Source organism: Apilactobacillus micheneri (assembly GCF_006493595.1).
Lineage (GTDB): Bacteria > Bacillota > Bacilli > Lactobacillales > Lactobacillaceae > Apilactobacillus > Apilactobacillus micheneri.
The window spans coordinates 72,661-85,115 of the sequence record NZ_QUBI01000002.1 but is presented as its reverse complement, the minus strand read 5'-3'; the positions used below and the strand labels follow the sequence as shown (position 1 = coordinate 85,115).

14 protein-coding genes are annotated in these 12,455 nt (G+C 30.6%); all 14 read right to left on the bottom strand.

Annotated features, from left to right (window positions below):
* Positions 1 to 11: 11 nt before the first annotated feature.
* The 14 genes from priA to rpmA all read right to left on the bottom strand — a co-directional run bounded on the left by priA (position 12) and on the right by rpmA (position 12,451).
* Positions 12 to 2,426, bottom strand: coding sequence for a primosomal protein N' (priA, locus tag DY123_RS02295; RefSeq protein WP_140923942.1), 2,415 nt, complete (start codon positions 2,424 to 2,426; stop codon positions 12 to 14).
* Positions 2,427 to 2,435: 9 nt separating this feature from the next.
* Entirely contained in the window at positions 2,436 to 3,632 is a 1,197-nt protein-coding gene (coaBC, locus tag DY123_RS02290) for a bifunctional phosphopantothenoylcysteine decarboxylase/phosphopantothenate--cysteine ligase CoaBC (RefSeq protein ID WP_140923940.1), read from the bottom strand.
* Positions 3,633 to 3,728: 96 nt separating this feature from the next.
* Positions 3,729 to 3,932: a DNA-directed RNA polymerase subunit omega gene (gene rpoZ / locus DY123_RS02285; RefSeq protein WP_105964547.1), complete on the bottom strand. Its 204-nt coding sequence runs from the start codon at positions 3,930 to 3,932 to the stop codon at positions 3,729 to 3,731.
* Positions 3,932 to 4,549, bottom strand: a complete 618-nt coding sequence (gene gmk, locus DY123_RS02280) for a guanylate kinase (protein ID WP_105964546.1) — start codon at positions 4,547 to 4,549, stop codon at positions 3,932 to 3,934. The genes rpoZ and gmk overlap by 1 nt, the downstream gene beginning before the upstream one ends.
* Positions 4,550 to 4,615: 66 nt before the next feature.
* Entirely contained in the window at positions 4,616 to 6,307 is a 1,692-nt protein-coding gene (gene recN / locus DY123_RS02275) for a DNA repair protein RecN (protein WP_140936389.1), read from the bottom strand.
* 39 nt (positions 6,308 to 6,346) lie between these two features.
* A complete protein-coding gene (locus DY123_RS02270) occupies positions 6,347 to 7,153 on the bottom strand; it encodes a TlyA family RNA methyltransferase (protein ID WP_108982922.1) in 807 nt (268 codons plus the stop codon).
* 17 nt (positions 7,154 to 7,170) lie between these two features.
* Complete coding sequence (locus DY123_RS02265) at positions 7,171 to 8,058, bottom strand: polyprenyl synthetase family protein (RefSeq protein WP_140923936.1); 888 nt, start codon at positions 8,056 to 8,058, stop codon at positions 7,171 to 7,173.
* Positions 8,058 to 8,291 (bottom strand): exodeoxyribonuclease VII small subunit, encoded by a 234-nt coding sequence (locus DY123_RS02260; RefSeq protein ID WP_105964542.1) that lies wholly within the window; start codon positions 8,289 to 8,291, stop codon positions 8,058 to 8,060. The genes DY123_RS02265 and DY123_RS02260 overlap by 1 nt, the downstream gene beginning before the upstream one ends.
* The gene (gene xseA / locus DY123_RS02255) at positions 8,291 to 9,631 is read right to left on the bottom strand and encodes an exodeoxyribonuclease VII large subunit (RefSeq protein WP_140923934.1); all 1,341 of its coding nucleotides are present in this window, start codon (positions 9,629 to 9,631) and stop codon (positions 8,291 to 8,293) included. The genes DY123_RS02260 and xseA overlap by 1 nt, the downstream gene beginning before the upstream one ends.
* Positions 9,631 to 10,485, bottom strand: a complete 855-nt coding sequence (locus tag DY123_RS02250; RefSeq protein ID WP_140923932.1) for a bifunctional 5,10-methylenetetrahydrofolate dehydrogenase/5,10-methenyltetrahydrofolate cyclohydrolase — start codon at positions 10,483 to 10,485, stop codon at positions 9,631 to 9,633. Before DY123_RS02250 ends, xseA begins: the two co-directional genes overlap by 1 nt.
* A gap of 99 nt (positions 10,486 to 10,584) precedes the next feature.
* Positions 10,585 to 10,980: a transcription antitermination factor NusB gene (gene nusB / locus DY123_RS02245; protein ID WP_108982926.1), complete on the bottom strand. Its 396-nt coding sequence runs from the start codon at positions 10,978 to 10,980 to the stop codon at positions 10,585 to 10,587.
* A complete protein-coding gene (locus DY123_RS02240; RefSeq protein WP_105964538.1) occupies positions 10,980 to 11,420 on the bottom strand; it encodes an Asp23/Gls24 family envelope stress response protein in 441 nt (146 codons plus the stop codon). Before DY123_RS02240 ends, nusB begins: the two co-directional genes overlap by 1 nt.
* Before the next feature lie 38 nt (positions 11,421 to 11,458).
* Positions 11,459 to 12,022 carry an elongation factor P gene (gene efp / locus DY123_RS02235; RefSeq protein WP_105955965.1) on the bottom strand — a complete coding sequence of 188 codons (564 nt, stop codon included), beginning with the start codon at positions 12,020 to 12,022 and terminating at the stop codon, positions 11,459 to 11,461.
* Positions 12,023 to 12,154: 132 nt separating this feature from the next.
* Positions 12,155 to 12,451, bottom strand: a complete 297-nt coding sequence (rpmA, locus tag DY123_RS02230; RefSeq protein ID WP_105964537.1) for a 50S ribosomal protein L27 — start codon at positions 12,449 to 12,451, stop codon at positions 12,155 to 12,157.
* Positions 12,452 to 12,455 lie beyond the last annotated feature (4 nt).

Below are 12,455 nucleotides of genomic sequence, written 5' to 3'. Positions count from 1 at the left end.
TATATACTTCCTTACATAAAGTTTAATGGATTAGGATCAATATTTACATAAAGTCCCTTTTGTGCATCTTTTTGATAATGTTGCAAAATGTATTCTAAACAGGCATGTAAATTAGGTTCATTTTTATATTTAATAATAATTTGATAATAATATTTATTTTTTATTCTCAAAATAGAACTAGGCGATGGACCCAACATAATTGTCTGATCACTTAACTTAGCTTTTAATATTTTTGATATTTCAAACATCTTTGCAGCAGCTTTAGATTCGTTTATATCACTAGCAGTTATTTTAACAGTGAAATAATATGGTGGATAGTTGGTTATATGTCTAATATTCATTTCAGTTCGATAGAATTTTTCATAATCTTGCTGTCTAGATAACTGAATAGCATAATTATCTGGATTAAATGTTTGAATATAAACTAACCCTTCCTTCTCCGCACGACCTGCACGACCACTAACTTGGGTTAATAGTTCAAATGTCTTCTCACTAGAGCGAAAATCTGGAAAATCTAATGAAGTATCAGCATTTAAAACACCAACAAGAGTCACATTAGGAAAATCTAAACCTTTGGCAATCATTTGTGTTCCTAACAATATGTCAGCATTACCTTGGCCAAACTCTTGTAAGAGTCTTTCATGAGAGCCCTTTCTTCTGGTAGTATCGACATCCATTCTAATGATTTGAGCATTAGGAATTAATTTTTGTAATTTTTTTTGAACTTTTTGAGTTCCTGTTCCATAATATCTAATTTTTTTATCATGGCAATTAGGACATTTATATGGTATAGGTTCTTCATGGCCACAATAATGGCATTTCATCGTTTTAGTATCCATATGCAATGTCAATGAAATATCACAATTAGGACATTTCAATACAAATCCACAAGTTCTGCACATTATAAATGAAGAATAACCTCTACGATTCAACATTAAAACAGTTTGTTCACCTTTACTAATACGATTTCTAATTGCATTTAACAGCTCAGAAGAAAAGTCTTCATCGCCACTATTAATTAGTTCATTCTTCATATCAATAATTTTCACATCTGGTAGTGACTGATTATTAATTCGATGCGGTAATCTTATCAAAGAATAAACTCCCTTAGTTGCTCTTGCTCTCGATTCTAAAGAAGGGGTTGCACTTCCTAATATAACTGGACATTTATAATATTTAGCACGCCATTTAGCAACATCCCTAGTATGATAACGCGGAGTATCATCCTGTTTATAACTAGTATCATGTTCTTCATCCATAATAATTAAGCCAATATTTTTGAGTGGAGCAAATACTGCTGATCTTGCACCTACTACTACGTCTGCTTCACCATTGTTTATTCGACGCCATTCATCATATTTTTCTCCATTAGATAGTCCGCTATGGAGCATCGCAACTCTATTACCGAACCTACCTTTTACTCGATTAGCCATTTGTGGAGTTAACGCAATTTCTGGCACTAACATCAAAGCTGTTTTACCCATAGCCAATGTTTTTTGCATTGCCTGCAAATATACTTCTGTTTTGCCTGAACCTGTAACGCCCTCTAATAAAAACACCTTACTATTATTATTGTCGATTGAATTGCCAACTTGATTTACTGCATTTGATTGATCAGCGTTAAGCTTTAAAGGGTAATTTCTTTTAACAGGTTGTTTATATGGATTACGATAAGCTTCCATCTGAAATTGTTTAAACCAACCCTTGTTAACAGCAGTTTTAACGGCAGACTCAGATATATCATATTTTTTGCATAATTTTCTCTGTGAAATTGTTTCTCTAGGATAATCTCGAATATAATATAAAATATTTTTTTGTTTAATTGCATTAGAACGTAAGCTCGATAATGCTTTGTCTATATCATTATCGAAAATATTAGGCTTTAAACCTAATATTTTTTTAGACTGTGCTTTATTTTTAACATTATATTTAATTTCAATCTTATTGTTCTTCTTTAGACTCAAAATTTTTCTTAATATATCTTTATCAAATTCTTCTGGATTAAAATCTACAATTTTAGACTTACTAAATATTTTAGCCACATTTTCATCATCAATATCATCAACTAATTTTAATTGTTTTTGATATTTAGCACGCATCACACTAGGCAACATTGTTAATATGCAGCTAATTTGAAAAGAAAAGGTCTTATTAGCCATCCATTTTGACATTAATAATAGTTCATCATTTAATACAGGTTCAAGATCCATGACACTTTCGATAGCTTTTAACTTACCATCAAACTTACCATTATGATTTATTTTCCAAACAATTCCTTGAACCTTACGACTCCCATTACCAAAAGGAACTATTACTCGCATTCCTTTTTCTAGTTGTTCATTTAAGAAGTCAGGAATTTGATAAGTATAAGGATCATTAGTTTGCATAGTTGGTACATCAACAATTATTTTTGCTAAATTCAATATATCTCTTCCTTATTTATCAATTCTTTCACTAATAAGTTTTATTAAATCATTGGAAATTTTTTGCTTACTTTCAATACCAGTTTGGCTAATTATTCCATTATTATCAATAAAGTAAACTTTATTATTATCACTATTAAAGCCAACTTTCTCCCCAGAAACATCGTTAGCAACTAACATGTCAAGATTCTTATGTTTTAGTTCACTTTTAGCATTCTCAATTAAGTTTTGTGTTTCTGCTGCAAAGCCTATTACAAACTGATTAGATTTAATTTTTGCAATTGCTTTTAAAATATCGTTAGTTTTCGATAATTTTATAACTAAATTATCATCATTTTTCTTAATTTTTTGATCAGAATAACTAACCGGCTTATAGTCAGAAACTGCAGCTGCCATAATTAAGATATCGGACTGATAAAAATTCTCTTTAACTGCATTTTCCATATCCGCAGAGGAATTAACAGAAATTAATCTTGCTTTATCATTAGCAGTTAATTTAGAAGGAGCACTAATAAGTGTAACGTCAGCACCTGCATTGATAGCAGCATCTGCAATCGCATATCCCATTTTACCAGATGAATTATTACTTATATACCTAACTGGATCAATAGACTCTCTAGTTCCACCAGCAGTAACAATGACCTTTTTTCCCTCTAATAAATGACTATTACTTAAATTACTCTCCATTTTTTCTATAATTAACTCTGGTTCAATCATTCTACCTTTACCAGAATAACCTTCAGCTAAATACCCCTTTGTAGGTGAAAAAATAATTATACCATCATTTTTTAATGTGTTAATATTCCTTATAGTAGCCGGATTATTCCACATATTGTCATTCATTGCTGGTACTAATATTTTCTTACCATTAGTTGCTAATAAAGTAGTACTAGCTGCATCATCTGCAATACCGTTAGCTATCTTAGAAATAAAATTAGCAGTTGCGGGTGCAATAAGTGATATATCGGCCCATTTTGCAATATTAATATGGGTTATTTCTTTTTCGTCCGGCTCTTCACTAATGTTAGTAAAAACTTTATTTTTAGTAAGCGTCTGAAATGCAAGTGGAGTTACAAATAGTTGTGCACTATTTGTCATTATTACTCTTACATTTGCCCCTTGCTTAATTAAATCTCTAGCCAAGGTTAGTGACTTATAGGCAGCGATACTACCAGATACATATAATGCAACATTTAGATTATTAAACATTTTTACACCTCAATCATTATTTATTAATATTGTATCAAAATTTTGTTACTAAATTAAAAATAAAAACCCTTGCAATCAATGCAAAGGTTTTAAAAATTATTTTTCGGTTCTTGTAAGTTCTACCTTACCAGCAGCAATTTCTTCAAAAGCCTTACCAACTGGCTTTCTTGATTTATAGCTATCTAATAATAATGGAGAACCGGATTCAATTTCATGAGCTCTTTTACTAGCTAACATAATTAATGAATATCTAGAATCGACTCTTTCAAGTAGTTTATCTACAGATGGGTATAATAACATTAAGCTTCGTCTCCTAACGATGATAAATAATCTGGCATAACACGATTTACTTTAAGTCTTTCACTACTAATAATAGTTTGAATTCTATCAACAGCATTCTCTACTTTATCATTCAAAACAGCATAGTCGTAGTTACGCATCATTTTAATTTCTAAAACCGCCTTTTTAATTCGCTTATTAATGACTTCCATATCATCAGTACCACGACCAATTAGACGGTTCTTTAGAACTACTAAATCAGGTGGAGTCAAAAATACAAATATTGCTTCAGGGCAATTAGCTCTAACTTGCATTGCACCATTAACTTCAATTTCTAAGAAAACATCATGACCAGCATCTAAAGTCTCATTTACATATTTTAATGGTGTACCGTAATAATTGTCAACATACTTAGCATATTCCAATACTTCTCCATTTTTAATATGATTCTCAAATTGTTCCTTAGAAACAAAAAAATAGTCTTTTCCATTAACTTCGCCTTCACGAGGCTTTCTAGTAGTCATTGAAATTGAATATTTAAAATCTACATTGGGTTGATTAAAAAGTGCTTTTCTAACAGTACCTTTACCAACACCCGAAGGACCAGAAAGAACAATTAGCATTCCTCGTTTTGCCATTATAAAACCCCTTAAAATTAAATAATATTATTACTATTATGGTCTATTTAAGTAAAATTTTCAAATTTATTTTTTCTCGTCATCTGCTAAATTAAGCAATTCATTAGCATGTTCCATTGTTAACTTAGTAACAGTGGAACCAGATAACATCCTAGCAAGTTCTTCTACTCTAGCATCACTACCTAATTTAACTAAATTAGTATTAGTACGATCATTGGAAACTTCTTTTTTTATGAAATAATGATGATCGGCCATTGCAGCCACTTGTGGTAAATGAGTGATACATAAAACTTGTGATTGCCTAGAAATAGAAGAAATTTTGTCAGCAATGGCTTGCGCAACTCTACCAGAAACACCAGTATCAACTTCATCAAAAACAATGGAAGTAATTCCTTGAGAACTAGCAAATACCGTTTTTAGAGCTAGAAGAATCCTGGAAATTTCACCACCAGAAGCTATTTTACTCAATGGCAATAAGCTTTCTCCTGGATTAGTACGCATATAAAATTCTACATGTTCATTTCCAAACTGATTAAATGATTTATTAGGTAACTTGTTAAAAACAACTTTAAATTCAGTCTTTGACATATATAAATCAGATAATTGTTGATGAATTGCATTCTCTAATCCAACAGAAACCTTATGCCTAACTGAACTAATTTTTTGGGCTACAGTTTCTAATTTATCATAAGTATGTTTATATTGCTCAGTAAGGTCTTCGCCAGTTTCCTTATCAGATTGCATCGAAGATAATTCATTTTTGACATTATCATAGTGTTGTAATATCTGCTCAATCGAATCACCATATTTTCGTTTTAGTTCATAAATAATGTTCAGTCTTTCTTCAATCTCTTCTAAACGATTATAATCAAATTCTTGCAAATCAACTTGATCAGAAATATTATCAGACGCATCTTGCAATAAATAAAAAGCGTCTTTTATGTTATCCGATATCTCACCAAATTTAGAATCAACATCTTCAATTGATTGCATTGCATTCATCGCTTGACCAATCATATCTAAAGGACTAATTGCATCATCGCCATTAATTGCACTAAAAGATAAATTTAAAGAGTCAACAATCCTTTGATAATTTTGTAAATGATCACGTTCTTTGGATAATCTTTCTTCTTCACCATTTTCTAAATTGGCATTACCAATTTCGTTTTCTTGAAATTGGAGCATGTCTAATCTTTGAGACCATTCTTTTTCATTATTACGTTTTTCTTCAATTAGTTTACTGAGTCGATTATATTTTTCATAATAATGATTATATTTTTTCAAAAGCGGTTGCAATTCATCGGAACCAAATTCATCTAATAATTTTACATGTTTATCCGGTTGCATTAAATCTTGACTATCATTTTGCCCCTGAATGTCTACAACCGTTGATCCAATTCTTTTTAAAGTAGTAGTATTAACCAAAATACCATTCACACGACAAATATTTTTACCATTACGGTAAATCTCTCTTTGCAAAATAACACTGCCATCACTATGATCAATCCCTAAACCATCAAGAATCTTATATGTTAATCCATCTTGTGGGAAAACAAACAAACCTTGAATTAAAAGTTTGTTACTACCATTTCTAATAAATTTTTGTGATCCACGGTTACCAGCTAATAATCCAACAGCGTCAATAATAATAGATTTACCAGCACCAGTTTCTCCAGTAAGTACTGTCATGCCAGATGAAAAATCTATCTCTAATTTATCGATGATTGCTAAATTACTTATTGATAAATTTTCTAGCAATTAAAGAACTTCCTTTCAAGAATTATTAAGTAAGATAAACTATCCTAAATTATCAGATCTTTCAATTGTGTCATTAATTGAAACACTAGGATTAATTAATGGATCATCATCAGACTTTAGATGTAGCAAAAATTCAATATTACCTTCTCCTCCCTTAATAGGAGAATAATCTAGTCCTTTAACTGAATAACCAGATTTAATTGAGAAGTTTATAATGTCATCTAAAACTTCGGCATGAACTTTATGATCTCTAATAATTCCATGTTTACCAATTTTATCTCTACCAGCTTCAAATTGTGGCTTTACTAAAGCAACAACTTCTCCATCTTTTTTTAAAATATTTTTTAATGGTGGCAAAATTAGATGTAGTGAGATGAAAGAAACATCGATCGATGAAAATTCTGGTTGTCCTTTATCAAAATCATCTAGTTTACTATATCTAAAATTAGTATGTTCCATTACTTCAACGCGTGGATCTTCTCTTAGTTTCCAAACTAATTGGTTGCTTCCAACATCAAGTGCATAACTTAACTTAGCACCATTTTGCAACATAACATCAGTAAATCCACCAGTTGATGATCCTATATCTAATACAACTTTATTATTAACGTCTATATTGAAAACTTTTAACGCTTTGGCTAATTTTAGGCCTCCACGACTAACATATGGCATTGGTTTCCCTTTTAAATGAAGTTTAGTTTCTTCGGAAATTTTAGTTCCTGGTTTATCTAATCTTTCTTCATTTTTTCCTAAAATTTCACCTGCCATTACAGCTCTTTTAGCTTTTTCTCTAGTATCGAAAAGTCCTTGTTGAACTAAAAGTACATCAACTCTTTGCTTTTTCATTAATAAACTGCTCCTATTTAACTAATTTTAAAGTAAGTTAGGAATGCTGCTAACAAATCAGTATCAATCCCATAATTTTCTTCTATTTGATTAAGTATCTTATGACTATGATCTAAAACTTTTTCTAATTCTGCATATGAGTTTTTCAAGCCAATTAAATTAGGATAAGTATTCTTTTTATCATCTTGATGAACTGGCTTACCTAGCTGTTTAGAGGTAGCAACAACATCTAAAATATCATCATATATTTGAAAAGCTAATCCATAATCATCTGCATAGATAGATAAAAGATTTTGTAAATTTTTATTAGAATCCGACATAACAGCGCCGGCAGAAACAGCATAATGAATTAAAGCACCCGTTTTACCACGATGTAGTTTTTTTAAAGATTCTAAATTTATGGTTTTATTTTCAAATTCAATATCTGATGCTTGTCCAGCAACCATCCCACTTGGTCCACTAGCTTTTGAAAGCATTAAAGTAAGGTGTGCTCTAATATCACTAGATAAATTATTATCAGAAACCCATTGAAAAGCCAAAGAAAGTAACCCATCCCCAGCTAAAGTGGCCATTCCAGCACCAAATTTAACATGATTAGTAGGCATCCCTCTACGCAGGTCATCATTATCCATAGCTGGTAAGTCATCATGAATTAATGAGTATGTATGCAATAATTCAATTGCACAAGTAGCCCTTAAATCATCTTCATTTATACTATGATTTAAAGTTGTCATAGTTGCTAACGTCAATAATGGTCTTAATCTTTTACCACCTGCCATTAACGAGTAATACATTGAATCAGCCAAAGTAGTTTGATTAATATCTTTCTTTAAATTAGATTTTAAATAATTATTAATTTTGGGCAAGTTTTCTTGTTCAAAATTATTTAACATTTGTTCTAACATTAGTTTTTATCACTTTCTGATTTTTCAAAAGGAATTTCTTCATCATTACTTGTCATTTCTTTAGCAAGAGTGTTTTCAGCATTCTTTAAAGTAGCTTGAAGATCCTTGGTTAGACTAACTCCATTTTGAAATTCTGATAAAGCTTTCTCTAATGGAATATCACCTTGTTCTAATTCATTTACAATTTGTTCTAGTTTTTGCATATTTTCTTCAAAAGTAACTTTTTCAGCCATTATTTTTGCTTCCTTTCTATTGAATTAACGGTCGCCTTTGCAGATCCATCTATTAAATTAAGATTGATTGTTGAATCTGGATTTAAATTATCAACACTTTTAATTACATTATTATTTTCATCAGTTGTATAACTAAAGCCTCTAGACATTGTTTTAAGAGGGCTTAAATGATCTAGTGATTCAATAATATTATTTAAACTACTTTCTTTGCTTTTAATAATCAAATCAATATTTCGTTGTAATTGTTGTTGTTTCATCTTTAATATTTGTATATTCGATTCAACTTGTTGCTTTGGAGAATTAAGCTTTAAATCATTTTTTAATTGATTAAATTTTCTATCAACATAATTAATCTTATTATTCATATTGTTAAATAACTTTTCCCGTAAAGCATCTAAACTTTGTAAATATGAATCATATAGCCTATCAGGTTGTTTAAATATATATGATTCTTTTGCTTTATTTAATCTTTGATTAAGCGTATTCAATATGTTCTTAAATGCATTAAATATTCTCAGCTCATCTTTTTGTAATTCTGTTAATACATCTGTTAACACTGGAACAGATAGCTCAGCAGCGGCAGTTGGCGTAGCAGCTCTCACATCGGCTACTAAATCAGCAATTGTAGTATCAGTTTCATGTCCGACTGAAGAAATAATTGGAATATTACTATCAAAAATAGCCCTAGCAACTATCTCTTCGTTAAATGGCCATAAATCTTCAATAGATCCACCACCACGTCCAATAATCAAAGTATCAAAATTTCCCATATCATTTACTCTTTTAATTTGACTAGTAATATCATCTGCTGCTTCATTACCTTGAACCACAGCTGGAAAAAGTACAATTTGAGCAATTGGATATCTTCTTCTAGTAGTAGTAATAATATCTCTAATTACAGCCCCACTGGGTGAAGTAACAACTGCAATTCTTTTAGGAAATTTAGTTAGAGTTTTTTTAGGTGCGGAGAACAATCCTTCTTTGGAAAGTTTATTCTTCAATTGTTCATATGCTTGATAAAGTTCACCAACCCCATCAGGTTCCATATGATCAATGTATATTTGATAATTACCAGTTTTTTCATATAAAGATACTCTACCAGTAACTAACACCTTCATACCTTCTTCAGGAGTGAATTTAACTTTATTAAATGCTGATTTAAACATAATTGCACTTATTTTAGCGTTATCATCTTTAAGACTAAAATATTGATGAACTGGTCTTAATCTAAAATTAGATATTTCACCAGTTAAATATATTTTTCCTAAATAAGGATCACGATCAAATTTTTTCTTAATATAGCTAGTTAAATCACTAACTGATAAATAATCATTACTCATTATAAAGATTCACTCCATTTTGTAAGTTCAACGGTTTGAGTCATTAATGTACTAATTGTCATAGGGCCCACTCCTCCTGGTACTGGAGTAATATATCCAGCAATTTCAGAAACTTCTTGATAGTCGACATCTCCAACTAATTTTCCATTTTCATCTAAATTTTGACCAACATCAATAATTGTGGAACCTTTTTTAACATCATTCTTAGTAATCGTATGTAACTTACCAGTTGCTGAAACTATAATATCAGCATCTTTAGTATAATCACTAACTTTAGCATAATGATTAATTATGTTAACTTCAGCTCCAGCATTAATCAATAAAGCTGCCATTGGCCTTCCAACAATTGTACTTCTACCAATTACAACTGCCTTCTTGCCTACAAGCTCAATATTATATTCCTCAAGCATTTTCATAATACCTTTAGGCGTACAAGCAACTGGATAATTTTCTGTTTCATCTAAAAATAATTTACCAGAATTAATTATTTGGAATCCATCGACATCTTTTTTGGGGTTAATTTGTCCCATAATATATTTTTCATCAATATGTTTAGGAAGTGGTGATTGAATCAAAATTGCATTTATATCACTATCATTATTACAATCGTTCAAAATTTTAAGTAATTCTGCTTGTGTAGTTTCTTCTGGCATTTCTTTTACTATTGATTTGATACCTAGTTTTTCAGCTTTTTTATGCTTACTCCTAACATATCTTTTGCTAGCTTGATCATTTCCAACAATAATAACTGCTAGACAAGGTATAATTCCATTTTCTTTCATCTTACTTACAGTTACCTTAGTATTTTCATTAAGTTTTTTTGCTAATGATTTTCCATCAATAATAGTTGCCATATAGAAAACACCCCATTCATTTTATATTTATTCTAGCACATTAAAATTAATTTATGCATTAAAAAAATAGATTTGCAGTTAAGCAAACCTATTTTTTAATTATGAAATAGCGTTAGATAAAACACCATTAACGAACTTACGTGAATGATCATCGCTATATTTTTTTGTTAACTCTAAGGCTTCATTAATTGCAACCTTATTTGGAATATCATCTACATAGTAAATTTCAAAAAAAGCCATTCTGAGAATTGCTAAATCGGTTTTAGCAATTCTATTAATTGACCATCCTGAAATAAGATATTCACTAATTTTATTATCTAAATCTTCTTTATGTTCCAAAACACCATTAACTAATTCCAAATAATATGATGGAATTTCGTCTTGCGTTTTAGAAATAGCATGAAAGAAAAGTTCTTTATCAGTAGTATCATTTGCATTAATCGCAAATAAAGTTTGAAATGCAAACTCTCTTATTTTGTGTCTTGTAAAATTCACTATTGTTCACCCTTATTATTACTATCGTTATCATCAAATAAGTCATTTGAATCAAATTTATCGTCCGTTTTTTCAGGAACAATTCCCTCTACATGAACATTAACTTCACCTAAGTTTAATTCGGTCATGAATAAGAGTTGTTGTTTTACTTGTTCTTGGATATTTAAAGCCACTTTAGGCACGGAAACACCATAATTTAAGTAAACATAAACATCGACAATTAATTTATCATCGTCAAAATTTAATTTAATTCCCTTACCAAATTCTTTTCTACCAAATAATTCATTTACACTAGTAGCCAAAGAACCACGCATACTGTTAACACCCTTAACTTGAACAGCAGCAATACTAGCAATTATTTCTAGTACTCGTGGAGATATTTGAACATCTCCTTCTTGAGCACTTGAGTTTTTTAAAGCAATGTTATTTCCTTCTGCCATAAAGATTACCCCCAATCGAGTAATTAAATTTCAAAAAATTAAGCTCTTGAAATATAACTTCCATCAGTAGTGTTAATAATTAATTTATCATCAGAATTAACAAAGAATGGAACTTGAACAATTAATCCAGTAGTCATTTTAGCTGGTTTGCTTCCACCAGAAGCAGTGTTACCTTTAATACTTGGTTCAGTTTCTGCAACTTGAAGAGTAACTGTATTAGGAACTTCAATCCCAATTACTTCATTTTCATATTGAACAATACTTACTTCCATATTTTCTTGTAAGTAGTTTAAAGCATCTTTAATTTTATCACCAGGAACAGTAAGTTGATCATAAGTTTCCATATCCATGAAAACATATCCAGAACCATCTTCGTATAGATATTGCATAGTTCTTGAGTCAATTTGTGCTTGTTCCATTTTTGCACCAGAACGGAATGTTTTATCTTGAACTGCACCAGTTCTCAAATTCTTTAGCTTAGAACGAACAAATGCTCCACCCTTACCAGGCTTTACGTGTTGAAAACTAATAATACGCCAGATAGCATTATCAACCTTGATTGTTAATCCAGTTTTAAATTTAGCTGTTGAAATTACTGCCATAATTAAAATAATCCTCCTAATATTAACTAATCGAATAGTTATTTGTAGCACCATTACTTAATAGTATTATAACATTATATTTTATAATAAAAAAAGCCTGATAATCAGGCTTTTAATACATTATTTACTTAATTATTTAGCAACTGCTTCAGAAACAGGGTATACTGAAACTTGGCGCTTCTTGCGGCCCATACGTTCAAAACGTACAACACCATCAACTAAAGCAAATAAAGTATCGTCACCGGCACGCTTAACATTCTTACCAGGGTAAATATGTGTACCACGTTGACGGTAAATAATTGAACCAGTTGTAACAGTTGAGCCATCAGCAGCCTTAGTACCTAAACGACGACCTGCAGAATCACGACCGTTAGCAGTTGAACCTCCCCCTTTATGGTGAGAGAAGAATTGTAGATTCATTTCTAACATTGAA